A 24169-nucleotide genomic window follows, 5' to 3' on the forward strand; every position below is an offset into this window, starting at 1 on the left:
TCCTGTCGTTTTGCAGAGCCTATATGGCGGTCAGGGCGGCGTGGCACAAGGGCCGGTCGCGGGGCATGGATAACGCAGCGAAAAGGGCGCCCCGCAGCGGGACGCCCTGAAAATCCTGATATCAGAGGATCAGATGGAGGCTTCGATCCAGCTTTGCAGCGCTGCTTTCGGCTTGGCGCCAGCCATGTTCGAGACCACCTGACCGTCTTTGAAGATAAAGAGCGCCGGAATGCCGCGCACACCCATCTGGGCGGGGGCATTGGGGTTTTCATCCACGTTTACTTTGACGATTTTGACCTTGCCGTCCATCTCAGAGGACAGTTCTTCAAGAGAGGGGCCGATCTGTTTACAGGGGCCGCACCAGGGCGCCCAGAAATCGACAACAACGGGGATGTCGGACTGTTTGACTTCAGCGTCAAAGGTCTCGTCGGTTACTGCATGGGTTGCCATGATGGTCTCCTGAGGCATGTGTCTGAGCGCTGAACCTATGTATCCGGGGCCGCAGCGTCAAGATATGGCGCGTGTGCCAGCGCGTCCCTCACGATTTCGTGCGGCAGATGCATGAGTCTGCACCGCGCCGTCCACAAAATCGCCGTTTCGATGCGCTTGTCCGGGTAAATCTGCGTAAGGGCATGGGCATAGGCGCCCATTTGTCGCAGGAGCCCCTCGGGCACTGCTTCGGACGTGTCAGGCACCACGCGGTTTGTCTTGAAATCAACGGCAAGAATGAGATCGCCGGTGATCAGCAAACGGTCAATGACACCGAACATCCGGCGGCCGTGCAGATCGGCTGAAACGGGCACCTCGGCCAGACCGTCCGGGGAAAAGAGATGTGCAAAACCAGGCGTTTTCAGAACAGACTGCGCCTCCGCAAGCGCCTCGTCTGCATCCGGGTGACCTTCCGCGAGGGCGCGTGCGAGATCCGGATCCGCATCTGCGCCGGCGCCAGCCAGATGCTCCAGCAGCAGATGCACCAGCGTGCCGTAGGCTTTTGCCTCTTCCTCGGTGCGCGCGCTTTCGCCGGGCAGCGCTTTGGCACCTTCCAGATCCGAGGGTGACAGGGTCTCCTCACGCGCTTCAGGTGCAAGTGCTGCTCTTCCAAAAAACGCAGGGAGCACCGGGGTTTCGGGCGTGTTGCTATCGGTTGCCACCAGCGGCAGCGCGTCCCAGTCGCCGTGGCTGAGCCGCCGGACCGGCATCCCGAAGAAATCCACTTCCTCTGCACCGGCCGCATTCAGAGCGGCCTCTACCATCTGGTACCAGCTTTCGCCCCGGTCAGATAATTTCCCCGCCGCCGCCACGATCAGCCACTTTTCCGCCCGTGTCAGAGCCACATAAAGCAGCCTCAGGCGTTCCCGGCGCTGGGCTTCCTTCATTGCATCCACGACCGTCACCATGGAGGCGGGCATATCATCGGCCCGGGTTTTCCAGACCGGTGTATCCTCCATCGTGAGAATGCTGTCATTGATCGTAATGTCGCGTTTGCGCGTATCGGGCAGAATGACGACGGGGGCCTCGAGGCCCTTGGCGCCATGTACCGTCATTACCCGGATCTGATCGGAGGCCGTGTCGATCTGGCGTTTTACTTCCAGATCATCGGTTTCGATCCAGACCAGAAAACCGGTCAGGCTGGGGATGCTGGTACGCTCATAGGCAAGCGCCTGGCTCAGCAGTGCGTTGATCCCGTCTTCGGCTTCCGCCCCCAGGCGTGCGAGCAGTTTTCTGCGACCGTCGTGCCGGGTCAGAATCCGTTCCACCAGATCATAGGGCCGCAGAAAATCAACATTGGCGCGCAGATCTTGCAGCATGGCGAGCGTTTCCGGGTGCCTTGCCTGCTGGTTCCGCAGCACTTCCCACAAATGCTTCGGCCCGCGCCCCTGCGCCAAAGTGAAAAGCGCCTGCTCGCTCCAGCCGAAAAGCGGCGATTTCAGCGCCGACGCCAGCGACAGGCTGTCTTCCGGCGTGGCAAGGAAGGCCAGCAGTGCGGCCAGATCACGGACCGCCAGTTCACCGCCCACCTTCAGCCTGTCCGCGCCAGCAATCGGAAGGTCTGCGTTCTTACACGCGCGGATGATCTCGGAAAAAAGCGTCCCGCGCCGCTGCACGAGAATGAGGAAATCGCCGGCCCGCAGCGGCCTGCGCACGAGAGCACCACCCGGCCCGCTATCGTCCGGGATGGTCATGCCGGTGGCGATCATATCCGCAATCCGGCCCGCGATCTGCCGCGCGAGAACGACATCGTGATGCTGCGTGCCGCGCCGGTCGAGCGGTTCGTGCCAGGCCCTGTCGTCCTCGTCTTCCTGCTCTGGCGTCAGGGGCCAGAGATCCACACGCCCGGGCAGGTCCGATTTGAAGGCGCGGTGCGGATCGGCGCCGAAACCGGCCTCTTCTTCGTCGCTAAAGGTGTTATCGACCAGCCGCAGAACGGCCTCTGATGAACGGAAAGACCAGGCCAGCGCCTCTCTTTGAAACACCAGATCAGCTTCTGTGAACCTTGCGCAGAATTCGCTTTCCATGCGGTCAAACTCGCGCGGATCAGCCCCCTGAAAGGAATAGATCGACTGCTTTTTATCACCCACGACAAAAAGCGTGCGCGCAAGATCGCCCCTTGCACCCGCGCCGCTGTAAAATTCCGTCGCAAGCTGCCGGATCACGTCCCATTGCGCGGGGCTGGTGTCCTGGGCTTCGTCCACAAGGATGTGATCAATTCCGCCGTCAATCCGGAAGAGCACCCAGGCGGCAACATCAGGGTCACGCAGCAAGGCGCGCGCCTTGAGGATGAGATCATCAAAATCGAGCCAGCCGCGCCTGAGTTTTTCAGCTGCGTATAACCCCAGAAAACGTCCGGCGAAATCATGAAGCGCTTTCGATTTTGCCGCTGCCGCGAGGGCGAGGCGCGCCTCTCGCGCGTCAGCGATCCGGTCTGCGAAGGCATCCAGCGACGGCGTAAGATGCGCGATTTTTGTCCGTGTCGGTTTGGTCGGAAAGTTGCCCGATTTGGAGCCGAAAGCATTTGCGGCATCTTTTCCATAAAGAAAAACCGTCTCTAACACAGGCAGATTGTTGAGGTCAAAACCGTATACGGCTGCGAGCTTCTGCGCCGCTTTCGCGTCATTTCCCCCCTTTTCCAGCATCACCGGAATTGCCTCGTCCAGAACGGCCTGTTCGGTTCCGTCAAATACAGCGGCCTCAAGACCCGCGGCGCTGAGATCCGGTGATTGCCCCAAAAGCGCCAGCAGATCGCCGCGCTTTATCGGGGCGCCAAAGGCCTCGCGATACCGCACAATATCCGCAGTCAGCTCTGTGAAACCTTCGTTGCTGTAATGCTCGGCCAGTTGTGCGACCAGTGCGGCGTCCCTGCCGTCAGCCATTTCCTCGATGATCTCCGCGCGCAGAAGGTCAGCGGCGCGGTCCTCGATTTCGGTGAACTGGGGGCTGACGCGTGCTTCCAGCGGAAAACGGCGCAGCAATGAGGCACAGAACGAGTGAATCGTCTGGATTTTTAAACCGCCCGGCGTCTCGATTGCGCGGGCAAAAAGCGTGCGTGCATCCCGCAGACGGTCCGCGCCGGTTTCTGCATTAATGCCCAGCTCTGCCAGAGCCTTGCTGAGAGCCACATCTTCCAGCATTGCCCATTCGCCGAGTCGCCGGAAAAGCCGGTTCTGCATCTCAGAAGCGGCGGCCTTGGTATAGGTCAGGCACAGAATGTGCTGTGGTTCGACACCTTCGAGCAGAAGGCGCGCGACCCGGTCGGTCAGCACCCGCGTCTTGCCGGAACCGGCATTGGCCGCAAGCCAGGTCGACGCATCGGGGCGCGCGGCTCGGATCTGTGCTTCGGTTGCCTCATCGCGCGCGGTCATTTCAGATCCTCCGGAACCGGCGTATCCGTGGCATCCCATTCGCCGAAACGCGCCAGCAGATCATAGTCGCTGCCATAGGCGTCTTTTTCCATCATCCGGCGCGCAGTGAACCCCTGTCCCGGATCAAGATAAGCGCTGATCAGCGCCCGCAGCTTTGCCAGCACCACGGCTGGCGGTTCATTGTCCAGGGGTGCAGCCACCTCCTTCATATCAGTGCCTAATCCAATAAAAACGGCCTCTCTGACCGGGTGTGGCCCCGGCAGACCGAGCGCACCTACTTCGATCATTGCGGCCTCGATCAACAGCTGTTTATCAAACTGCGCCTGTTGTTTGCGGGTAGGCACGCTGCCGGTTTTGTAATCGTAGATCAGCGCTGCACCATCCGGCGCGAGATCAATCCGGTCGGCCCGCGCAGTGAGGGTAAAAGGCGGATCCTGCCAGACCAGTTTTCCGGTCGCGGCGTCCTCCAGCACGGCAGGGGTACCACGTGCCCTGCGCGCAACCTCAGCCGTGACAAACCGGGGTGCGGTGCGGTTCAGCAACGCCTGCCACAGCGCGCGCTCGGCAGGCCAGGGCACCCCCTCCTGCAGCATCTGATGCGCAACCTGCGAGAGATGCCCGGCGGTCAGTGCTTTCGGGTTTTCCAGCGTGTCTTTGATAAACTGCTCGAGAATATCGTGGACCACGATGCCGCGCATCAGGTGGTCCGGGCTTTGCACCAGCGGGCCAAGCGGGCGCAGACCCAGCACGTGACGGGCGTAGATCGCATAGGGGTCGCGGATCAGCCGTTTGATCTCGGTCACTGAAAGCGCGTCAGGCCGGGCGGCGCGCGGGGGTCTGGGCGAGGGCCTTGCGGCGGCGGCAACGGGATGCGTTTTTTCCAGAGCTTCGGCACGGGCCAGCCAGGCCGCACCGCGCTGACGCATCGCGTCGAGCGCTGTCGCTCCGCCATTGTCCCGGAGCCCTGCAAGAAGATTGCCGAGCCTGTTGAGCCAGCGTGAGGCGACTGTTTCGGCGTCATCGGACCGGATCGCCCGTGTCAGCCAGACCTCAGTGGCGCCCACAGCCTGCTGGTAATCATGCGCTGCCAGCCCGATACGCCGCTCAGGCAGCAAAAGCCCCGCCTTGTGACGCATCGCGCGGTTCAGCCACGGATCGGGTGCGGGGGCTTCCGGCCATGTGCCGTCGTTCAGCCCCGCGAGGATCACCAGGTCCGCGCCCTGCACCCGTGCCTCCAGAGTGCCCCAGATCATGATGCCGGGATGCGGGGCGTCGCGGTCGCGCACCTCGCCTTCGGCCAGCAGCGCGCCGCTCAGATCGGCATAGTCAGATGCGGACATATCGCTGCCGAAACGCGCCTGATCGGTCAGGCGCTGCAGCACGGCGCGTGCCTCCTGGCCGGCTTTCTTCTGCCAGAGCTCACCGCTGTCCTGACCGTCGGGTCCCCGGGCCGCAGACTCCGCCAGGGCCAGATGCCGCGCTACTATATCGGGCAGACGGTGATCGCCCGGGGCCTGGCGTTCGGTGAAGGTGTCCGCCACCCAGGCAAGCCATTCGTCGAGCCGCTCATGCCGTTCCATATCCCGGTGCATCAGACGCAAAAGCCCCTCGCGGTCAGGGAACGGCAGCCCGTCTTTGCGGATGCGCAACTCCAGCCGCTGCGTGTTGAGAATATGTTCATTGCGGGCGCTGGCGGAATGGGTCAGCGGATGCTTGAGCAGGGTCAGAAGAGCCGCTGCGTCAAGCCGCTGGTGAAAAAGCCGCGCGATATGGCGCAGAAACCGGCCCGGGGGCGACAGATGCAACGGGCTGCCTGCGGAATCGTCGGGCAGGATGTTCCACTGATCCAGTGCTGCTGTGACCTGGCGGGTGAGCATCCGGTCAGGTGTGATAAGAGCGGCGGTAATGCCTTCTTCGGCGGCCTGCCGCAGGCGCATTGCGATGGTCAGCGCCTCCTGCCTGGGACCGGGTGCCTCAAGCAGCGTAATGCCGGAGGTGGCCTGCGCAATGCCGGTCAGCGCCGGACCTTCGGTGAGCCAGGCGTCGGTCACGGGCGCAGGGCGCAGGGACAGCGAGATCAGCGCATTGCGCGCCGGCGACGGTGGCGGCGTGTCATGCCAGGGGATTATGTCGGCGGGTTGCTGCCCGGTCATCTGCATCAGCCGGTGAAACCGGTACTGCGGATGATCTTCGGACACCAGCCCGTCACGCAGCTGTTCCCAGACTGCCGCCGGCTGATCGAAATCGAACCCGGGCAGAATAATCGCGCCGTTGCTCAGATTTGCTACGGCTTGCATCAGCAAAAGCGTCGTGCCGCGCGATCCGGTAGAGCCTGCAATGATCACCGGATGCGCTGGCGGGCGGGTCGCCCAGCGGGTGACCAGGGTCTCGATCATCGCCCGTTGCCGCGCCTCGCTGTCCGGCAGGGTCGAGGTATCAGCAAGGTAATCCTGCGCAATGCGGATAAACTCCTGCGCCCGCTGCCAGTGGCCGGACTGGTCCGAGACGTCCAGACCGGCGAGCTTTCCGGCCGGCACGCCTTCGCCCTGCATCTCGTCCATCAGCGCGGCCAGGCTGTCGGTCAGACCATAAAGAGAGGCGCGCGGTGCCAGTTCCGGCTGCTTGTGCAGCAGACGGGACACCAGTGCAATCAGCTCAAGCCTGCGGCGCAGGGGTGGAACCGCAGGGGGCAGCGTGACCGCCGGATCAATCCTGTCAGGTTCCGTGATCAGACAGATTTTCGGCAATAACAGAGACTGTTTTTCATGAAACAGCTGGTGTATCCGCCGCCGCATTCGCGTGGTATTCACTACCAGCGTTACCCGCGCCAGCGCTTCGGGCGGCGCATCCCCGAACCGCTGTAGAAGGCCATCGACCAGTGCGCGCGGGAAATCGACCCCGCAGGCGAGACCGTAAAGACCCCGGGTGCGCGGCGCGTCACCCATCGTCTGCCTCCAGCATCGCCTCGGCGGCGGCAATGCCATCCGGATGCCCGACGTCACACCATCGCCCGCTGTGCACCAGACCAAAGAGCCTGCCGCGCGCATGCATAAGATCCCAGACGCGGTTCAGCGAAAAGACAGGGTCTGGAATGTCGTGCAGGAGTGCTGTGCTGATGATCTGCACACCGCCGTAAACCAGATCACCGCCCCGGTTCAGATGTCCGCCCGCGCCAATGCTGAAATCCCCCGGCGCGCTGCGCCCGATGGTCTGCGCCAGGGGCACGCACATCAGCAAAGCATCCATGCGGTCACCGTCCCAGGCATCATAGAGAGCCTGCAGCGGGTTCGGTCCCGTCCAGACGGCATCGGGGTTCATCGTCAGAACCGGCGCCGTTCCGAGGTGTGGCAAAGCGTTCCTCAGCCCGCCTCCGGTATCCAGAATATCAGGGTCTTCCGTTACGGTGACGACGTCGGTGCCCTTAAGATGGGTGATCAGCGGACCAGGTTTGTAATGCAGATTGACGACAATCCTGTCGGGAGATGTTTCCCGGATCAGCGCCAGAGCATGATCGATCAGCGGCCGGCCTGCGACCGTGATCATCGGTTTTGGCCGGTCGTCGGTCAGCGGGCGCATGCGCGTCCCGAAGCCGGCGGCAAAGAGCATTACAGCGCCCGGCATGCGCCGCACTTCGATTTGAGTTGCGCCAGAACCGCCGCGTCAGGTTCCGGCAAAACCCCTTCGATCAGCGGCCTGATTTCAGCAAGCGCAGGATGCTCGAGGTTTGTGGCGATATGCCCCCACACGCGAGGGATAAGATCAATGTAATGCTGTTTGTTGTCGCGCAGACAGAGCCGGGCGAAGACACCCAGAATACGCAGATTGCGCTGCGCACCCAACAGGGCATAAGCATGGCTGAAGGCCTTTGTTTCGAGACTGTTCTGCGCCACATAGCGGTCGAACATCGCGGCGGCTGTTGCCGGTGTTACATCACGGCGCGCGTCCTGCAGCACAGAGACCAGATCATAGGCGCGGTGCCCGGTCATGGCGTCCTGAAAATCAAGCAGTCCGACCCGCGCGGCCCCCGCCCGATCTGGGAGCCAGAGCAGGTTTTCAGCGTGGTAGTCACGCTGGATCAGCACGTCGAGCTCAGCATCGAGGGGAGCCAGGGTCCGGGCGAAGATGTCGGTAAACACCTGCCGCGCGTCCTGGTCAACCGCACCGGTCGCACCGAACTGATACCAGTCAAAGGCGAGCGCGGCGAGTGGCGTGGAAACGTCAGAGGAATAGCGCGGGGCAAGCGGCGAGGGCACCTGATGCAGCGCTGTGAGCACATCAACGGCAGCCTCATAAAGCGGCCCCTCCAGATCCGGGTCAGCAGCGATCCGACGGGCATAAAGATCATCGCCCAGATCTTCGAGAAGAAGAAACCCGCGAGCCTCATCAGCCGCAAAAATTTCCGGTGCGCTCAGCCCCCTCTTCCGCAGAAACTGCGCAATGTTGATAAAGGGGCGGACATCCTCGCCTTTGTCGGGTGGCGCATCCATCAGCACGGCGTGTCTGCCATCCTGATGCACCAGCCGGTCGTACCGCCGGTTGGATGCATCGCCCGCCAGCGGCGTGATCTGCGCGCTGGCCCAGCCACTGCTTTCCAGAAATGCCGTCAGGTGATCTGTCCGCGCGTTCATGCGGCCCAGGCCCTGAGACGGTCGTCCCATTTCGGATCCTGCCAGCGGGCAGTCAGGTGCCGCTCATCCTCGCCGGTCGCTGAGCGCAGTTCGATCTCAAGCGCGTCCTCCGGGCGCAGATCGCCCAGCCTGTCGGGCCATTCCACAAGGCAGACCGCCTCCGAGAACGCCTCCACCAGACCAAGCTCTTCAATTTCGGAAACGGAGCCGATCCGGTAAAGATCACTGTGCCAGAGTGTCCCGCGCGAGGTCTCATAGGTCTGAACGAGGGTGAATGTCGGCGATGGGATATCTTCAGGCACCTCCTGCACCGACCGGATCAGCGCGCGGGCGAAATGGGTTTTTCCCGCGCCGACACCGCCCGAGAGCAGCACCACATCCGCAGGTTTCAGCCGCTCTCCAAGCGCCGCGGCCCGCTCAGCGGTTTCATCGGGGGTGAGCAGATCAAGGTGGAGCGTCCGGGCAGTCATGCCGCATGCTTACCCCGCGCACCCGGGGCTGCAAGTGCTTAGTTGGCGCTGCTGCCGGTTCGGTCGGCAGCGATTGTCCTGCGGCGGCGCGCGGGCAGGTTGTTGCTGCGCACGAACCTGACAACCGTGGCACCGGAAGCAATGCGCGACACTGTGCACAGGAGCGGCACGCCTGACGAAAGAGTCGCAGGCATTTCCCAGGCCACGCGGTCGCCGTAATCGAGTACGAAATTCACCAGCGCAGGCCAGCGCGCGCCGGATTTACACATGCGTTTCCATTCCCGCACGGAATCGCTGATCGTCACATCGGCAAAGGAGCTGTCCGGATCCAGTCCCCAGAGTTCCCGGTATGCCCGGTTGCAGAAACTGAGCACACCGGTCGAGGAGAAAACCACCAGCGCCTCGTCAAAGGTATCCATCAGCGATTGCCCGAGTTCGAGCTCAGCGCGGAAATTGCGCGTCATGGAGACCTCGGCACTGATGTCCTCAATGAGAAAGGCAATGGCACCGTCCGGATGCGGGCGTCCCTTGACGCGATAGGTCTGCCCGCTCTCCAGCGTCCAGGTTTCCTGATACCGCCCGTCGGTGGCGGCCGCGATCACATCAGAAATTTCTTCGCGCCAGGTTTTGTAGTTCTTGGGCTCCGGCATCCGGCGGTTTTCGCGCATACGGTCAAAAAATGACAACAGCGTTGGCCGGCCGCTCAGAAAATCTGCAGGCAGACTGGTCAGATCAATCAGTGCCGGATTGAAAAGGGCAAGCTGCCCGTTCCGGTCAAAAATCGCCAGTCCGATCGAAAGCTGCGCAAAGGTTTTGGCAAGCGTCTGAACAAAGTTGCGCTGGGCGATCTCCGACCGGACAACCACATTGACGTTGAGTGCGTGAAAGACCGTGATCCCGCCCACCCGGACGGCACTGACATCGTACCAGTCCTTGCGGGCGCCGTTTGATGACTGGGATGAAACCCGCTGAGTATCTGTGGTGCCGCCAACCGGTGTGTCAATCTCAAACACCGGCCGGTCGTCGCGGGGTCTGGTATTGTGGAGCTGGCTGTAGAGGCGCTCGTAGGCTGCATTGTACCAGGTGATCTTGCCGTCTTCGTTTACCTGCCAGATGGCATGGGAGGTCGTGTCGCTGGCGCGCCGCAGGTGATTGGCCTCGGTGGTGAGCGCGCGCATCTGTTGCGTCTGGGTCGCGCCGGGCAGTCCGTTTTCGATCATCTGAACCTGGGTAAACCGCCCGCGCCGGGTCAGGCAGAGGGTCGCTTTATCCTCGACGTGGCGCGCCTGAACCGTGATGTTTTCGCCGTCTGCGGCATCGGGTGAGGCGGGCACATCGGGAAAGCGCGACAGCATCCGGTCGCGCCAGGTTTGCCAGTCGTCCTGCCCGGGCACCAGATTGTACATCTGCATTGCGATTTCGGACGCATGGTGCAGGTTTTTATTATCAAAAAGAAATGAGACACCCTCGGCAAGCCGTCGCGACATGCTGCGCCCGGTGGCCAGCGATTGCCCGCGCGGGGAGAGGATCCAGACAAGCGCTGCAAGTGTGCTGACGATGGCAGCACCTGCGCTGATTGCGATGTCCCAGACAGTCATATGCCACGCCCCTTTGTCGCCACGGCAAGCCTGTCAGTAGTACAGGCAGCTTGGTTAACGCATTCTTAACGGGGAATCCGGATCTGCCGGCCTGTGTCAGACGGAAATGGGCTGATTGACGCCCGTCGGCGCCGGGCTGTCACCGGTGACGGCGTCAAGGTGACGGCGCTCCCAGATGACTTCAATGATCGCGCCGAAACTGTCCGCGCGCCGTGCAGACGGGGACGCGGGATCGCGCCCGTTGGCAAATCCGAGCTCCGCGCCCGAGCGCTCCAGCAATGTCTTAGCGATAAAAAGACCAAGCCCCATGCCTTCGTATCCGGGCCGCATGCGCCCGCCGGACGACGCGCGGCGTTTGCGCACGAAAGGATCTCCGATACGGCCGATCAGATCGGCGGGAAACCCGGGACCGTTATCGATAATGCGCAGCGAAATCCGGGTTTCGCTCCAGTCGGCCTCGATCCAGACTTCGGAATGGGCAAAATCGACCGCGTTCTGGATCAGGTTGCGCAACCCGTGAATGATTTCGGGTTTGCGCAGAATGGCAGGCTGTTCCGCCTCGGGCGACATGGCGCGGAAATGCACCCGTTTGCCGCGCCCGGCGTGCGGCTCTGCGGCCTCTTCCAGCACCGCCATCAGAGGGGCCTGGCGCAGGTGCAGATCATCTTTGCCGGCGCGGCCCATATCACGCAGAATGTCGCGGCACCTGTCGGCCTGCTGCCGGATCAGGGCAGCGTCCTCGCGCAGATCGGGCCTGTCTTCGAGCTCTTCGTATAGCTCGCCGCTGGCCAGTTTGATCGTCGCCAGCGGCGTCCCAAGCTCATGTGCGGCAGCGGCCACCACACCACCCAGATCGGTCAGTTTCTGCTCGCGGGCGAGTGCCATCTGGGTTGCTGAAAGAGCGTCCGACATGGAGTGAATTTCCGAGGTTACCCGCGCTGAATAGGCACTGATAAAGACAATTGCGATGATCAGCGCGATCCAGTTGCCAAACACGAAGATTTCCGGGATTTCCAGAATGAACCCCTGATCGGTGCGCAATGGCAGATGAAACTGCGACAGAACCGTCACCGACAAAATCGCCACACTGCCCAGAAGCACGGTCGAGCGCATTGTCAGCACCGCCGCTGAAATCGTCACCGGTCCGAGCATCAGCAGCGCAAACGGATTGTTGAGTCCGCCTGTAAGAAACAACAACAGGCTCAGCTGCAGCAGATCGAACATCACGATCAGCATGTTTTCCACTTCGGTCAGACGCTTGTTTTCGGGAAAGACAAACATCGCCACCAGGTTTGAGATTACCGAGGCACCGACCACCAGATAGCACAGCCCCAGATCGAGCCGCAGACCGAACCAGTGCTGTGCTACGGTGATTGCGGTGAGCTGTCCGGCAATGGCAAACCAGCGCAGCACAATAAGCGTGCGCAACCGGATCCAGTTGGCCCGTATCTCTCCGCTGGGGGGGCTGACGTTTTCTTCGGCCATTACGTTCACCGGTTATTGAATTGCACTCATGACACAGGACGTTAGGACTGCACCCTGACAGGATCAACCTCAACGCCACGACGGAGACTGATATGAACACGCGCCTGCTTGCACCGCTTGCCCTTCTGGGCGTCGCTGTTTTTGTCGGCGTTTTCTGGTTTGTCAGCCGTGACAGAACCGGCGGGGATCAGTTCGCCCAGTGCCGCGCCAGTCAGATCGCCGGCGGCGCGGGCGCCATCGGCGGCCCGTTCGAGCTTGTGAACGCACAGGGCGACACTGTGACCGACGCCGATGTCATCACGGAGCCGTCGATTGTGTATTTCGGATATACCTTCTGCCCGGATGTCTGCCCGCTTGATGTGGCGCGCAATGCAGCGGCTGTCGATGTTCTGTCGGAACGCAACATATCCGTCACGCCGGTCTTCATTTCGATCGACCCGGCGCGCGACACGCCCGAGGTTGTCGGCGATTATGCGGCAAATATGCATGAGCGCATGATCGGCCTGACCGGATCGGCCGAACAGGTCAAAGCCGCAAGTCAGGCCTATCGCACCTATTACAGGGCGCAGGACACCGGCGACGAATTTTACCTCGTGGATCACTCGACATTCAGCTACCTGGTGCTGCCGGAGCACGGATTTGTCGAGTTTTTCCGCCGTGAAACAACGCCGCAGCAAATGGCCGACACTGTCGCCTGTTTTGTCTCAAATGCCTGAAAAACCGGCACCACTGGAAAAGGGTTATTTGACGTGACCCGGTGAGGCGCACATATAGTCAGGACAAAGGAAGTTAACAAAAGGTCTCAGTGCGCATATGGCTGACATTTCGGAACTCGCGCCCGGTGCGGAAAAAACCATTCTGCTGCTCGATGATGACGAGCCGTTTCTGCGCCGGCTGGCCAAGGCGATGGAAAAACGCGGTTTCGACGTTGAAACTGCGGACTCTGTGGCTGCCGGGCGTGCGATTGCCACGGCGCGCCCGCCAGCCTTTGCGGTTGTCGATCTGCGGCTGGAAGACGGCAATGGTCTTGATGTGGTCGAAGTGCTGCGCGAAAAGCGCCCGGATGCGCGCGTTGTGGTCCTGACGGGCTATGGTGCTATCGCCACGGCCGTTGCTGCGGTGAAAATCGGTGCGGTGGATTATCTGTCGAAACCCGCGGATGCCGCCGATATCGTGAATGCGCTGCTGGCCACGGGTGACGACCTGCCGCCCCCGCCCGAGAACCCGATGAGTGCCGATCGCGTGCGCTGGGAGCATATCCAGCGCGTGTTTGAGCTTTGCGACCGCAATGTCAGCGAAACCGCCCGGCGTCTGAACATGCACCGGCGCACGTTGCAGCGTATTCTGGCGAAACGCTCTCCGCGCTGATCCTCAGATGTCATAGCGTTTGCTGATCCGGTCCACCACCAGGCCGCTGTCGAGCGTCACCGCCTCTTCGCGGTGCCAGTCGCGGAAGCCGCGGCTCTGGTAATATGTCAGCCCGCCGGTGTTATCGGCCCGGATGGTTGCATTGATCCAGGAATATCCAAGCGCTTTCGCCGCCTTTTCTGTTGCTGTGAAAAGTGCCGATCCGATGCCAAGACCGGTGCGGCCGATTTTCACGAAGGTCGCGATGTCACATGCCACGGGCGGAAGCTTTTCTCTGGGGCAGACCCACTGAAAGCCGACCACCGCCCCCGACTCATCAAGCGCCACCTGCCAGGCAGAGCGGTCCGCATCTTCGGCCATCCAACCGGCGATATCCTGACCGGTTACCGGACGGGTCAGCGCAGTGGTACCGCCCTCTTTGATGATGGCAATCAGAAGCTCTGCCATCGGCCGGGTATCAAGCGGCGTCGGCGTCCGGACGGTGATCACTTTATCTGCTCCAGCAGAGTGTGGTGGCGTGCTGTAAACTCCCGGCGTACCTCGACAGGGGGCCGCAGAACGATTTGCAGACCCTCCATAAGAGCAGCATTTGCCGGCCCGAAAAACTTTGTCGCCTCGGCTTCGGAAAACCCGGCGATCTGCGTGGCTTCCATCCAGGCGCTGATCTTGTCGGCGCGTTTAATCTGTTTCTTGACCGAAACAGGCAGCGCGCCGGGCAGGCCGAAACGGATGTGGATCGCCGCCATCAGCCGTTCGTCCAGCGCGCCGTACCCCGGACCGACCGCCGCTTTGACCGGCGAGATCATATCCCCGATCACATATTCGGGCGCATCGTGCAGCAGAGCGGCGAGCCGCCAGCCCGGCGGTGCTTTGGGCGCGATCCGGCCGAATATAGTCTCTGTCAAAAGGGAATGCTCGGCCACCGAATAAGCGTAATCGCCGTGCGTCTGCCCGTTCCAGCGCGCGACAAAGGCAAGCCCGTGGGCGATATCCTCAATCTCGATATCAACCGGCGTCGGGTCCAGCAGATCCAGTCTGCGCCCCGACAACATCCGCTGCCATGCCCGGTTAATTGTTGCCATTTGGTCACTGCCCGTCGGTTACGCCTGCTTTGTGCCCTAATTCCGGCGCAGACTTAAAGTATGGTGATTGCAAGCTGCCACAGATTATTGATGACCCGCGCTTTGTAAACCGGGCTCGTGGTCGCGATAAAAGAAGTACCAGGGGGGGAGGGCACAGCCTTTCCCGGGTCATGTCCTCTTCCCGCATCGAGCGAGAGAAAGAGGAAAGGAGGATGTCATGAAAAGGCATCTCACACTAGCAGCACTGACAGCCACAGCTCTGGCTGCGGCATCCATGGCTCAGGCCGCCAACTGTGGCGACCGGGACAAGGTTGTCGAAAAACTTGCATCCAAATACGATGAGCATCTGACAGCAGGCGGTCTGCAACAGACGCGGTCCGCGCTCAGTGTCATGGAAATCTGGGCGTCCAGCAAAACCGGTACGTTTACCGTGCTGATCACCAGCCCCGAAGGCATCAGCTGTGTTGTTGCGGCCGGAACCGATTTCTTTGACGCCGAAGAAGCACCGCGTGTAAAAGGCTCTGCAAGCTGAGTAACCGGACGGGTCTGTCTGGCAATATCCGGCCGGGCCGGCAGTGAGGACATCCTTAACCACAAGGGTATGGTGACGCATTGTCATGTTGCCGGGGCGATGGTATCTGCGCGGTCAAACCGCATGGATAGGATCACCCGAAGATGAGCAACGATTATATCGTCAAAGACATTGAACTGGCCGCTTACGGTCGCAAAGAGCTTGATATTGCCGAAACAGAAATGCCGGGCCTGATGGCCTGCCGCGAGGAATACGGCGAGAGCCAGCCGCTCAAAGGCGCGCGCATTGTGGGCTCTCTTCACATGACTATTCAGACTGCGGTTCTGATTGAGACACTGACGGCTCTGGGCGCGGATGTGCGCTGGGCGTCGTGCAACATTTTCTCCACCCAGGACCATGCAGCGGCCGCGATCGCCGCAGGTGGCACGCCGGTTTTCGCGATCAAAGGCCAGTCGCTGGAAGAGCACTGGGACTACCTCGACAAATCGTTCGACTTCCCGGACGGGCCGAACATGATCCTCGATGACGGCGGTGATGCGACCCTCTATGTCCTGCTGGGCGCACGCGCCGAAGCCGGCGAGGAGATCATTCCGGTACCGACTTCCGAGGAAGAAGAAGTCATCAAGGCGCAGATCAAAAAGCGCATGGAAGCAAGCCCGGGATGGTTCACCAAAATCCGCGACCAGATCCAGGGCGTCTCCGAAGAGACAACCACCGGCGTACACCGCCTCTATGATCTGGTAAAGCAGGGCCAGCTGCCCTTCCCCGCGATCAACGTGAACGACTCCGTGACCAAGTCGAAATTCGACAACAAATACGGCTGCAAGGAATCGCTGGTCGATGGCATCCGCCGTGCAACCGACACCATGATGGCTGGCAAGGTCGCCGTGGTCATGGGCTACGGCGACGTGGGCAAAGGCTCCGCGGCCTCTCTGCGCGGCGCCGGCGCGCGTGTCAAAGTCACCGAAGTTGACCCTATTTGTGCGCTGCAGGCCGCGATGGACGGCTTCGAAGTCGTGCTGCTCGAAGACGTTGTGGGTTCCGCTGACATCTTCATCACCACCACCGGCAACAAGGACGTGATCCGCATCGAGCACATGCGCGAGATGAAGGACATGGCGATCGTCGGCAACATCGGCCACTTTGATAACGAGATCCAGGTCGCTGCCCTCAAGAATCACAAATGGACCAACATCAAAGAGCAGGTGGACATGATCGAGATGCCAAACGGCAATCGTCTGATCCTGCTCTCCGAGGGCCGTTTGCTGAACCTTGGCAATGCAACGGGCCACCCGTCGTTTGTGATGTCCGCGTCCTTTACCAATCAGGTGCTCGCACAGATCGAGCTCTGGACGCGTGGCGACCAGTACAAAAACGACGTCTATATCCTGCCCAAGCATCTCGATGAAAAAGTGGCACGCCTGCACCTCGACCGCATCGGCGTGAAGCTGAGCAAACTGGATCCGGAACAGGCCGCCTATATCGGTGTAGCACCCGAAGGTCCGTTCAAGCCGGAGCATTACCGCTACTGAAATGACAGGCGCGCGCATTAAACGCTCAGAGGAAAACGACGCGGTCTATCGCCAGATCCGCAACGAAATTCAGTTTGAGCTCTCTTTGATCAATGCGCGCGTCAACTGGTTGGTCACCAGCCAGGCGTTTCTTTTCGTGCCGTTGACGCTCGGCGCGCGTGACGGCGGGATCGGGGCCTCTGTATATTATCCCGTGATCCCGGTGCTCGGAGTTGCGATCTGCTCACTGGTGCTGATTTCCGTGATGGCCGCGGTCTGGCGCAGCCACCAGTGGCGCGCCAAGGCCTGTCAGGGCGCCTACGACGGGCGCAGCAATGATGCCACATTCGATATTATTCTGCCCCACCGGCCGCTGATCCCGCGCATGGGGCTGATCGGCGGCGTGGGTGTGCCGGTCATTCTCGTGCTCGTCTGGTTCTGGCTCCTCATCGCGCCGCCCGGCACCTGACCCCCTGCGTTTTCGACTCTGCACCGGGCCATTGAGCGGTTTTCTGCCGGGGCTGCGTGATTTTTATTGTTTACGGGAACCAATGAAAACCTGCCGGCGTTGCCTCATTGTAAATCTCAAGGAGGTAAAAATGTCCCATTCTAAACTCATGACCACCGTTGCCGTTCTCGCCCTGACTGCAGGTACGGCTTTCGCAGGATCCACGGAAACCAAAGCCGCGGATGAAGAGCTGAAAATTCAGACCCAGACCGAAGCGGCACTGGAAAACGCGGAGCAGGAGATCGAAGAAACTGCTTCTGATGCTGCTGCTGCGACTGAAAACGCTGCAGAAGCAACTGCTGAAGCGACCGGTGATGCGGCCCAGGCTGTTGAAGAGACAGCAGAGAACGCGGCCGAAGCCACCGAAGAAGCGATTGAAGACACTGCTGCCGCTACAGAATCCGTTGCTGATGAGGCGGTCGAAGAGACTGCTGAAGCCGCAGAGGAAACTGAGCAGGCGATCGAACAGACCGCTGACGCTGCAACAACCGAAGACACCGACATGGCGAGCGAAGACACTGTCACCAGTGCCGCCACAGGTTCCGAGTTCTCCGGTATGGTTGTGGGCGATCTGCTGGGCCTGAACGTCTATGAAGCCAATGGCGATGACATCGGCGAAATCGACTATATCGTGCGTGGCGCCAACGGCTACGAAGCTGTAATTGGCATCGGCGGATTTCTTGGTCTGGGTGAATACACCGTGGCCATCCCGCTGGAGGAGTTCTCCATGTCCGCTGAAGATGACGGCCTGAAGCTCAGCACCTGGACCGAAGAAGAGCTCGAGGCACAGCCCGAGTTCGACGAAACCGGTGTTGAAGGTCTCGCAGACGACGTGCGTCTCGACGAAATGTCCTGACCCGACCCTTCTGACCTGATGAGAGAGGCTCCGCACAGCGGGGCCTCTTTTTTTTCCTGCGCCTGCGCTGCGGGGAAATCCGACGGAGAAAAACCCTTTTGCGAATAAGGAATATGCTTTTAGTCTCCGGGGCAGGGCATCAGAAAGCCCGGAAAGCCAATTGGGAGACGATATTATGGGCAAGCGTGACGATCTTATTGCGCAATACGCGGACGATCTGAAAAATAAATGCGGGATGAACCCCGATATGGACCTGCTGACAAAGGTCACAATCGGATGCGGCCCGTCGATCTATGACGCTGATGCCTCAACCGTGGCCGCCAGCCAGCCGGGAGAACTGGAAACTGTCAAAGACAAGTTTCTGATTAAGAAACTTGGCCTGTCCGATGGTCCCGAACTGATGGCGGCCATCAACAAAGTCGTTGAGACTTATGGCAAATCCGAGCGGAACAAGTACCGCGCCGTTGTCTATTACATGCTGACCAAACACTTCAGTAAAGAAGCCGTCTACAGCTGACGCGGGACACCACACGATGATGAGCGCCCCGTTTCCTAACGGGGCGTTTCTTTTTTGTACGGCATTTAAACTATTGAATGATTGCGGTTTTTTGCGACCGGTTGTATCACATTCTTGTCCGGCCAGTATGGCCAGAACCAGTTTCAGATACACGCGTGGGTATGGGATCGCGTGGGGTGAAGAGGGGTTCTGGCTTTCGCGTCAGGCCCCTTTTTCCGTTCAGAACAGTGTCAGCACCAGCCCGATCACCGTGCATCCGAAGGTGGCATAGCCGCCGTCGATCAGGATCAGTGTGCGTGGCTTTGCGGAGAAACTGTAAAAGGTGGCAATCCACGGGCTGACCAGAAAGAACCCGATCCCAAAGCCGGAAATCAGCCCCTTGCCCGCCGTATCGATCGCGCTCAGCTCAAAGATATGTCGCATCATGCCTGCCACCAGAACCGCCCCCAGCAGGCTGGTGACATAGGGCACCGGGTCCTTTCGGTTTGCCGGAACCCCCTGCCCGTCCAGCGGCACACCGGAGGCTTTCATCCAGCGCTCAGCAAATACCGTGTACCAGAGCGCACCGAACATAAATCCGGCGACACCCGCAATAAGAACGCTGAAAAACCCCATGTTCTGACCCCCGACAGATAAATCCATACCTATCGTGGCAAATATCCGCGCTTTCGCCTAGTCAGAAAGGCCCGCGAGCCGGCAGACAATCCGCCATTCATCGTCTGTCACCGGCTGCACCGAGAGCCGCGAATTGCGCACCAGCACCATATCGGCAAGCTCCGGCTCTTTTTTGATCCGCTCGAGGGTCACGGGCGTTTCCAACGGCTTTACGGCTTTGATATCAACGCATTCCCACCGGTCATCGTCCGTGGTGCTGTCGGGATGGGCCTCGCGGATCACTTCGACGATGCCTGCGACCGCGCGCTCTTTCTGCGAGTGATAGAAAAACCCGGTGTCGCCCTTTTTCATCTCACGCATGAAGTTGCGGGCCTGGTAATTGCGCACGCCGTCCCATTCCTCGCCGGCCTCGCCTTTTGCTACCTGATCGTCCCAGCTCCACGTGGAGGGTTCGGATTTGAAGAGCCAGTGCGCCATCAGCCGATAACCCTGTTCCATGGAACAAGCTCAACCGAGGCGAAAAGACCCGCTTTTGCATAGGGGTCTGAAGCAGCCCAGGCCTCTGCTGCGGCCATATCGGCCACATCGAGAATTATCAGCGACCCGCACATGTCACCCGCCGCATCGAGCAGTGGCCCGGCCTGTTGAACGGCGGGTCCGGATTTAAGGTATTCCACGTGCAACGGGCGGTTTTCCTGTCTGACAGGCAGCGCGCCGGGCTTGTCTCGCGCAATCAGTGCAACCAGCATGTTATTCTTCCTTCAGTGAGCGCGACAAGAGGCGTCGCATGGCCTGGGGTACATCCAAACGGTTTTCGACAAGCGCTGCAACCACCGCCGTGATGGGCATATCGTCCCCTGCAGCGCGCGCGGCTGCGTCCATCGCCCGGGCGGTTGCGGCCCCTTCGACGGTCACGGCAGGGTCAAATCCGGTCCCCTGCCCCAGCGACAACCCCAGGCGGTAATTGCGCGACTGTTCCGAGGTGCAGGTCAGCACCAGATCTCCGAATCCCGAGAGCCCGCTGAGCGTTGCGGGGTCCGCACCCCGCCGGGCCGCGAGCCGCGTCATTTCGGCATTTCCGCGCGTCATCAGGGCCGCGCGGGCACTCTCACCAAGCCCGGCACCGATCGCCGCACCGCAGGCAATCGCCACGACGTTTTTCAGCGCCCCGCCCAGTGCTGCGCCGGTCACATCGGTGCTGCGATAAAGCCGCAGCGTGACCGACGACAACCGCTCCTGAAGCACCCCGCCAAGGGTTGAATCCGCACAGGCCAGTGTCATCGCGGTCGGCAGACCGATGGCAATATCGCGGGCGAAAGCGGGGCCGGTCAGCAGCGCCAGAGGAGCTTCCGGCAGTACATCGGCGATGACATCCTGCGGCCCCTGCCCGGTATCAAGCTCGATCCCTTTGCAGCAGGCCACCAGCGTTCTGCCGGCAAGCTGCGCGCGATGATCCTGCAGAAATCCACGCAGCTTCTGCATCGGCACTGCCAGCAGGACGATCTCTGCCTCTGACAGTGCCTGAGCGTCAGATGAAACCCGGATGCTGTCGGGCAGACGCGCGCCGGGAAGACGCCGCGCATTTTCACGCGTCATGCTGAGTTTCTCTGCTTCGCCTGCGTCGCGCAGCCACAGGGTGACCGGGCCTGTGGCACTGATTGAAATGGCCAGCGCCGTGCCGAAAGCACCTGCACCTGCCACCGCGACCTTCATGCCTTTGCCCCCTTTTTGCCGCTGCCCAGCATCGCGGGGCTTGTCTGGTCCAGCGGCCAGCGGGGACGCGCAGCCAGGGTCATGCCCGACGGCCCGGAAAGTGCCATCTGTTCCAGAGCAGCATACCCGATCATCGCCGCATTATCGGTGCAAAGTGCCAGCGGAGGCGCGATGAAACGCGCGCCAAACTCTTTTGAAACAGTCTCTAATGAAAACCGGATCATCATATTTGCCGCGACACCGCCGGCGACGCAGATTACCGGCGTCTGATCCGCAACCTGCGGGTATGCGGCCATGGCCCGACGCGTTTTTTCGGCAAAAACATCCGCAACTGCGGCCTGAAACCCGGCACAAAGATCGTGTCGGTCCTGTTCTGTCAGCCCGCCCTGGTCTGCTATCAGCGCGTCCCGGGTCCGTAAAACGGCGGTCTTCAGCCCGGAGAAGGACATATCGCACCCTGGCCTGTCGAGCAGCGGCCTCGGAAAGGCAAAGCGTGCCGGATCACCTTCTTTTGCGGCGGCCTCGACCGCCGGTCCGCCCGGTTGCGGCAGCCCCAGAAGCCTCGCAATTTTGTCGAAAGCTTCGCCGGGTGCATCGTCGATCGTGCCGCCAAGTCGGGTGAAATCGTCCGGGCCGCGCACAAGCAGAAACTGGCAGTGCCCGCCGGAGACAAGCAACATCAGCCACGGGTATGGCACGGCGTCGGTCAGACCGGGCGTCAGCGCGTGACCGGCGAGATGATTGATTCCGTAAAGCGGTTTGCCGGTGGCGGCCGCCAGCCCCTTGGCACACATCACACCGGACACCACGCCGCCGATAAGCCCCGGACCCGCAGTCACTGCAATTGCGTCGATGTCATCCAACCCGAGACCTGAGGCCTCCAGCGCCTGTTCCACGCAATGATCAAGCGTTTCAGCATGCGCGCGTGCAGCAATCTCAGGCACAACGCCCCCGAAACCGGCGTGCAGTTCCGCCTGCCCGTGCACCACGGAGGACAGGATCTCTGTCGCGCCACCGGCCGTCCGGCGCAGCACGGCAGCAGCCGTGTCATCACAGCTGCTTTCCAGCGCCAGAACGGTACAGGGTGCGGCCATCAGGGTGTTTCCGTTGCAAGATAAACGCCCTGCAGGTAACACCGGATGGCTGCGTAAACAATGCCGGGGGCGAGATGGCAGATCAGAAATTGTCATTGCTGATGACACGTCCCGAGGGCTCAAACGCCGGTTTTGTCGGGATGCTGCCGCCCCGGGTCCGGTCTGCGGTAGAGGTTATTGAAAGCCCCCTGCTGAGTATCGAATCCCTCGGCGGTACGGCGGCACCGGGCCCGCAGGAAGAAGCGCTTTTTTCCTCGTCCAACGGTGTGCGGTTTGCCCCGCCGGGTGATGGACGCAGGGCCTGGTGTGTCGGCGCACGCACCACGGCCAGCGCACACGACGCGGGCTGGGAAGCCGTGCATGCGGGCGACACGGCAGCGGACCTGATCAGACGTATCCTCGCGGAACGCCCGGCGGCAGATCTCGTGCATCTGAGCGGCGCACACACGCGCGGCGCGATCTGTGAATCGTTGCAGGCTGCGGGGCTCCGGGCCCGGAGAATCGTTCTCTACGATCAGCAACTTCTGAGCCTCAGCCCGGCTGCCCGCGCGCTTTTTGACCAGCCCCGGCAGGTCATTGTGCCACTTTTTTCACCGCGTATCGCCGTCCGGTTTGTGGCGGAATGCCCGGCCCCCGAACAGGTGATCGCAGTCTTTCTGAGTGACGCTGTTGCAGCCGGTACGGGTCAGACAGCGTTTTTGCAGCGGATCACTGCCGGCACACCCGATGCGGTTTCCATGGCGGCAAGTATTGAAAAACTGTTTCGCTGAGACAGCTTGGGTTGAGAGGAGTTCCGCCGCGGAGTAAGCTTTCAAAGCGACGCCGGCGGGCGGAGAATCGGATTAGGGGTGGATGTTTTGGCTAAATCGCGCAAATCGGGCAACAAGGAAGAAGACAAAGACCTGTCTGCAGAGACGCCGGAGACGCATGTCACCGATGAAGTATCAGGAAAAGACACGCCCGTTATAAAGGCAGATGACACCGACGGGCACGAGCAGCAGGAAGTCTCTGCTGAGCAGTCGGATGCAGCGGATGAGCCAGTTACGGATCCTGATGCGATCCTCGCGAAGACGCCTGAGAAAGCGCCCGAACCCGACCCTGAAAATCCCGATGCAGAGCCTGATTTTGTCCTGTTAGAGACAGATGAAACTGAAAAGAAATCATCCGGGAACCCCTGGTCTGCGGAGGCCGGAGAGGCAGACATTGCGGACACTCAGACCGCAGTAAACGACGCCGGTGAGACCTCTGACGCGGATAAACCGGAAGAGGAACCGGCCCTGCCTGTGGTCACTCAGACGACGGTGCGCGAGGTGCACAAAGGCAGCATGTGGCCCGCTGTCTTTGGTGGCGTGATCGCTGCCCTGATTGGTTTTATCGCAGGCCGCGGCGATCAGCTTGACGCTTATCTTCCGGAATCGATGCAGAGAAGCAGCCTTGATGTTGCAGAGATCGAATCGTGGACGGAGGAGCTGCGCTCTGAGTCCGCCGCTCTTTCCGCAAGGATTGAAGAACTGGAAAACGCCGAACCTGTTGTTGCTGATACATCTGAGGTCTCTGGCGCTGTCGGTGAACTTGCCATGTCAGTTGAAGCCCTTTCCGGGCGGATCACTGATCTGGAAAGCAGGCCGGTCGTCACGGATACCGGCGACAGCGGCGCCTCTGCCGAAGAGATTGCCGCCCTGCAGTCCGCCCTCGATGAACAGAGCAGGCGGCTCGATGAACAGAGCCAGCAGCTCGATGAACAGAGCCGGCAGATTGCTGCAAAAAGCGAAGAGATCGCAAGCCTGCAGGCCGGGGCAGCCAACGCCGAAGCAGCCGCACGTTCAGAGGCTGAAAAGATCCTCGCGCGGGCGGCTTTGACACGGGTGGTTACGGCCGTCGAAAGCGGTGAGGCTTTTGAGCCGGCGCTGAGCGATCTTGAAGAGGTCGCACCTGTTGAGGTCCCTGAGGCGCTGCGCACTGCCGCATCTGCCGGTGTCCCCACCATCAGCGATCTGCGTGATAGTTTTCCGGGTGCCGCGCGCGCGGGTCTTGCCGCAGCGCGCAAGAATACACCCGAAGCCGAAGTTCAGGGCGTTGGCGCGTTTTTGCGCCGTACGCTCGGTGCGCGGTCTGTGACGCCGCGGGATGGTGATGACCCTGATGCGATCCTGTCGCGCAGCGAAGCCGCTCTGAAACAGGGTGATATCGCGCTTGCGCTGAGCGAGATGGAGGCTCTTCCCGAACCTGCCAGAACCGCGATGCAGGACTGGATAGAATCTGCCGAGGCCCGTCAGGCCGCCCGTGACGCTGCAACCACGCTGTCTGACAGCCTGCAAAGTAACTAAGGAAG

General features: G+C 61.0%; 24 protein-coding genes. 9 read left to right on the forward strand and 15 right to left on the reverse strand.

Going from position 1 to position 24169, the window contains the following annotated elements:
* Window positions 1-129: 129 nt before the first annotated feature.
* From trxA to regB, 8 genes are all read right to left on the reverse strand, one after another.
* Window positions 130-450, reverse strand: a complete 321-nt coding sequence (gene trxA, locus Q0M35_RS00890; protein WP_295311251.1) for a thioredoxin — start codon at window positions 448-450, stop codon at window positions 130-132.
* 35 nt (window positions 451-485) lie between these two features.
* Window positions 486-3860, reverse strand: a complete 3375-nt coding sequence (gene addA, locus Q0M35_RS00895) for a double-strand break repair helicase AddA (RefSeq protein ID WP_295311253.1) — start codon at window positions 3858-3860, stop codon at window positions 486-488.
* Window positions 3857-6805, reverse strand: coding sequence for a double-strand break repair protein AddB (gene addB / locus Q0M35_RS00900; protein WP_295311255.1), 2949 nt, complete (start codon window positions 6803-6805; stop codon window positions 3857-3859). The genes addA and addB overlap by 4 nt, the downstream gene beginning before the upstream one ends.
* A complete protein-coding gene (locus Q0M35_RS00905) occupies window positions 6798-7481 on the reverse strand; it encodes a nucleotidyltransferase family protein (protein WP_295311257.1) in 684 nt (227 codons plus the stop codon). The genes addB and Q0M35_RS00905 overlap by 8 nt, the downstream gene beginning before the upstream one ends.
* The gene (locus Q0M35_RS00910; protein ID WP_295311258.1) at window positions 7466-8518 is read right to left on the reverse strand and encodes a phosphotransferase; all 1053 of its coding nucleotides are present in this window, start codon (window positions 8516-8518) and stop codon (window positions 7466-7468) included. Before Q0M35_RS00910 ends, Q0M35_RS00905 begins: the two co-directional genes overlap by 16 nt.
* Window positions 8485-8958 carry a tRNA (adenosine(37)-N6)-threonylcarbamoyltransferase complex ATPase subunit type 1 TsaE gene (tsaE, locus tag Q0M35_RS00915; RefSeq protein WP_295311260.1) on the reverse strand — a complete coding sequence of 158 codons (474 nt, stop codon included), beginning with the start codon at window positions 8956-8958 and terminating at the stop codon, window positions 8485-8487. The genes Q0M35_RS00910 and tsaE overlap by 34 nt, the downstream gene beginning before the upstream one ends.
* Window positions 8959-8996: 38 nt before the next feature.
* Complete coding sequence (locus tag Q0M35_RS00920; protein ID WP_295311262.1) at window positions 8997-10556, reverse strand: PAS-domain containing protein; 1560 nt, start codon at window positions 10554-10556, stop codon at window positions 8997-8999.
* A gap of 96 nt (window positions 10557-10652) precedes the next feature.
* Window positions 10653-12041 (reverse strand): sensor histidine kinase RegB, encoded by a 1389-nt coding sequence (regB, locus tag Q0M35_RS00925; RefSeq protein ID WP_295311264.1) that lies wholly within the window; start codon window positions 12039-12041, stop codon window positions 10653-10655.
* A 92-nt stretch (window positions 12042-12133) separates the two neighbouring features.
* Between regB and Q0M35_RS00930 the strand changes: the two genes are divergently transcribed.
* Window positions 12134-12757, forward strand: a complete 624-nt coding sequence (locus tag Q0M35_RS00930; protein WP_295311265.1) for an SCO family protein — start codon at window positions 12134-12136, stop codon at window positions 12755-12757.
* Window positions 12758-12854: 97 nt separating this feature from the next.
* The gene (locus Q0M35_RS00935; protein WP_295311267.1) at window positions 12855-13409 is read left to right on the forward strand and encodes an ActR/PrrA/RegA family redox response regulator transcription factor; all 555 of its coding nucleotides are present in this window, start codon (window positions 12855-12857) and stop codon (window positions 13407-13409) included.
* Window positions 13410-13412: 3 nt separating this feature from the next.
* On the opposite strand, the gene Q0M35_RS00940 is transcribed toward Q0M35_RS00935, so the two are convergent.
* Window positions 13413-13898, reverse strand: coding sequence for a GNAT family N-acetyltransferase (locus Q0M35_RS00940; protein WP_295311269.1), 486 nt, complete (start codon window positions 13896-13898; stop codon window positions 13413-13415).
* On the reverse strand, window positions 13895-14491 hold the full coding sequence (locus Q0M35_RS00945; protein WP_295311271.1) for an HD family hydrolase: 597 nt from the start codon (window positions 14489-14491) through the stop codon (window positions 13895-13897). Before Q0M35_RS00945 ends, Q0M35_RS00940 begins: the two co-directional genes overlap by 4 nt.
* Before the next feature lie 217 nt (window positions 14492-14708).
* Between Q0M35_RS00945 and Q0M35_RS00950 the strand changes: the two genes are divergently transcribed.
* The 5 genes from Q0M35_RS00950 (at window position 14709) to Q0M35_RS00970 (ending at window position 18415) form a co-directional block, all read left to right on the forward strand.
* On the forward strand, window positions 14709-15023 hold the full coding sequence (locus Q0M35_RS00950) for a hypothetical protein (RefSeq protein ID WP_295311273.1): 315 nt from the start codon (window positions 14709-14711) through the stop codon (window positions 15021-15023).
* Between the two features lie 143 nt (window positions 15024-15166).
* Entirely contained in the window at window positions 15167-16555 is a 1389-nt protein-coding gene (gene ahcY / locus Q0M35_RS00955; protein ID WP_295311275.1) for an adenosylhomocysteinase, read from the forward strand.
* 1 nt (window position 16556) lies between these two features.
* Window positions 16557-17003, forward strand: coding sequence for a hypothetical protein (locus Q0M35_RS00960; RefSeq protein ID WP_295311277.1), 447 nt, complete (start codon window positions 16557-16559; stop codon window positions 17001-17003).
* Window positions 17004-17133: 130 nt separating this feature from the next.
* Complete coding sequence (locus tag Q0M35_RS00965) at window positions 17134-17898, forward strand: PRC-barrel domain-containing protein (RefSeq protein ID WP_295311278.1); 765 nt, start codon at window positions 17134-17136, stop codon at window positions 17896-17898.
* A 175-nt stretch (window positions 17899-18073) separates the two neighbouring features.
* The gene (locus tag Q0M35_RS00970; protein WP_295311280.1) at window positions 18074-18415 is read left to right on the forward strand and encodes a DUF2853 family protein; all 342 of its coding nucleotides are present in this window, start codon (window positions 18074-18076) and stop codon (window positions 18413-18415) included.
* A 219-nt stretch (window positions 18416-18634) separates the two neighbouring features.
* On the opposite strand, the gene Q0M35_RS00975 is transcribed toward Q0M35_RS00970, so the two are convergent.
* Genes Q0M35_RS00975 through tsaD form a run of 5 tightly spaced genes read right to left on the reverse strand, consistent with a single transcriptional unit; the run spans window position 18635 to window position 21837 of the window.
* Window positions 18635-19030, reverse strand: coding sequence for a DUF1761 domain-containing protein (locus tag Q0M35_RS00975; protein ID WP_295311282.1), 396 nt, complete (start codon window positions 19028-19030; stop codon window positions 18635-18637).
* A gap of 57 nt (window positions 19031-19087) precedes the next feature.
* Window positions 19088-19507: an EVE domain-containing protein gene (locus Q0M35_RS00980; protein WP_295311312.1), complete on the reverse strand. Its 420-nt coding sequence runs from the start codon at window positions 19505-19507 to the stop codon at window positions 19088-19090.
* Window positions 19507-19779 (reverse strand): YciI family protein, encoded by a 273-nt coding sequence (locus Q0M35_RS00985; protein ID WP_295311284.1) that lies wholly within the window; start codon window positions 19777-19779, stop codon window positions 19507-19509. The genes Q0M35_RS00980 and Q0M35_RS00985 overlap by 1 nt, the downstream gene beginning before the upstream one ends.
* A 1-nt stretch (window position 19780) precedes the next feature.
* Complete coding sequence (locus Q0M35_RS00990; protein ID WP_295311286.1) at window positions 19781-20743, reverse strand: NAD(P)H-dependent glycerol-3-phosphate dehydrogenase; 963 nt, start codon at window positions 20741-20743, stop codon at window positions 19781-19783.
* Window positions 20740-21837, reverse strand: a complete 1098-nt coding sequence (gene tsaD / locus Q0M35_RS00995) for a tRNA (adenosine(37)-N6)-threonylcarbamoyltransferase complex transferase subunit TsaD (protein ID WP_295311288.1) — start codon at window positions 21835-21837, stop codon at window positions 20740-20742. Before tsaD ends, Q0M35_RS00990 begins: the two co-directional genes overlap by 4 nt.
* 74 nt (window positions 21838-21911) lie before the next feature.
* Here tsaD and Q0M35_RS01000 point away from each other — a divergent pair, with 74 nt between their 5' ends.
* Together Q0M35_RS01000 and Q0M35_RS01005 are read left to right on the forward strand one after the other, a co-directional pair.
* Window positions 21912-22607, forward strand: a complete 696-nt coding sequence (locus Q0M35_RS01000) for a uroporphyrinogen-III synthase (RefSeq protein WP_295311290.1) — start codon at window positions 21912-21914, stop codon at window positions 22605-22607.
* Between the two features lie 87 nt (window positions 22608-22694).
* A complete protein-coding gene (locus Q0M35_RS01005) occupies window positions 22695-24164 on the forward strand; it encodes a hypothetical protein (RefSeq protein WP_295311292.1) in 1470 nt (489 codons plus the stop codon).
* Window positions 24165-24169 lie beyond the last annotated feature (5 nt).

Source organism: Roseobacter sp. (genome assembly GCF_024639605.1).
GTDB lineage: Bacteria > Pseudomonadota > Alphaproteobacteria > Rhodobacterales > Rhodobacteraceae > Roseobacter.

What these genes read in the sequence shown, in the direction of transcription:
- trxA (WP_295311251.1), bottom strand. Translation starts at nt 450, where the DNA reads ATGGCAACCCATGCAGTAACCGACGAGACCTTTGACGCTGAAGTCAAA.
- addA (WP_295311253.1), bottom strand. Translation starts at nt 3,860, where the DNA reads ATGACCGCGCGCGATGAGGCAACCGAAGCACAGATCCGAGCCGCGCGC.
- addB (WP_295311255.1), bottom strand. Translation starts at nt 6,805, where the DNA reads ATGGGTGACGCGCCGCGCACCCGGGGTCTTTACGGTCTCGCCTGCGGG.
- Q0M35_RS00905 (WP_295311257.1), bottom strand. Translation starts at nt 7,481, where the DNA reads ATGCCGGGCGCTGTAATGCTCTTTGCCGCCGGCTTCGGGACGCGCATG.
- Q0M35_RS00910 (WP_295311258.1), bottom strand. Translation starts at nt 8,518, where the DNA reads ATGGGACGACCGTCTCAGGGCCTGGGCCGCATGAACGCGCGGACAGAT.
- tsaE (WP_295311260.1), bottom strand. Translation starts at nt 8,958, where the DNA reads ATGACTGCCCGGACGCTCCACCTTGATCTGCTCACCCCCGATGAAACC.
- Q0M35_RS00920 (WP_295311262.1), bottom strand. Translation starts at nt 10,556, where the DNA reads ATGACTGTCTGGGACATCGCAATCAGCGCAGGTGCTGCCATCGTCAGC.
- regB (WP_295311264.1), bottom strand. Translation starts at nt 12,041, where the DNA reads ATGGCCGAAGAAAACGTCAGCCCCCCCAGCGGAGAGATACGGGCCAAC.
- Q0M35_RS00930 (WP_295311265.1), top strand. Translation starts at nt 12,134, where the DNA reads ATGAACACGCGCCTGCTTGCACCGCTTGCCCTTCTGGGCGTCGCTGTT.
- Q0M35_RS00935 (WP_295311267.1), top strand. Translation starts at nt 12,855, where the DNA reads ATGGCTGACATTTCGGAACTCGCGCCCGGTGCGGAAAAAACCATTCTG.
- Q0M35_RS00945 (WP_295311271.1), bottom strand. Translation starts at nt 14,491, where the DNA reads ATGGCAACAATTAACCGGGCATGGCAGCGGATGTTGTCGGGGCGCAGA.
- Q0M35_RS00950 (WP_295311273.1), top strand. Translation starts at nt 14,709, where the DNA reads ATGAAAAGGCATCTCACACTAGCAGCACTGACAGCCACAGCTCTGGCT.
- ahcY (WP_295311275.1), top strand. Translation starts at nt 15,167, where the DNA reads ATGAGCAACGATTATATCGTCAAAGACATTGAACTGGCCGCTTACGGT.
- Q0M35_RS00960 (WP_295311277.1), top strand. Translation starts at nt 16,557, where the DNA reads ATGACAGGCGCGCGCATTAAACGCTCAGAGGAAAACGACGCGGTCTAT.
- Q0M35_RS00965 (WP_295311278.1), top strand. Translation starts at nt 17,134, where the DNA reads ATGTCCCATTCTAAACTCATGACCACCGTTGCCGTTCTCGCCCTGACT.
- Q0M35_RS00970 (WP_295311280.1), top strand. Translation starts at nt 18,074, where the DNA reads ATGGGCAAGCGTGACGATCTTATTGCGCAATACGCGGACGATCTGAAA.
- Q0M35_RS00975 (WP_295311282.1), bottom strand. Translation starts at nt 19,030, where the DNA reads ATGGGGTTTTTCAGCGTTCTTATTGCGGGTGTCGCCGGATTTATGTTC.
- Q0M35_RS00980 (WP_295311312.1), bottom strand. Translation starts at nt 19,507, where the DNA reads ATGGCGCACTGGCTCTTCAAATCCGAACCCTCCACGTGGAGCTGGGAC.
- Q0M35_RS00985 (WP_295311284.1), bottom strand. Translation starts at nt 19,779, where the DNA reads ATGCTGGTTGCACTGATTGCGCGAGACAAGCCCGGCGCGCTGCCTGTC.
- Q0M35_RS00990 (WP_295311286.1), bottom strand. Translation starts at nt 20,743, where the DNA reads ATGAAGGTCGCGGTGGCAGGTGCAGGTGCTTTCGGCACGGCGCTGGCC.
- tsaD (WP_295311288.1), bottom strand. Translation starts at nt 21,837, where the DNA reads ATGGCCGCACCCTGTACCGTTCTGGCGCTGGAAAGCAGCTGTGATGAC.
- Q0M35_RS01000 (WP_295311290.1), top strand. Translation starts at nt 21,912, where the DNA reads ATGGCAGATCAGAAATTGTCATTGCTGATGACACGTCCCGAGGGCTCA.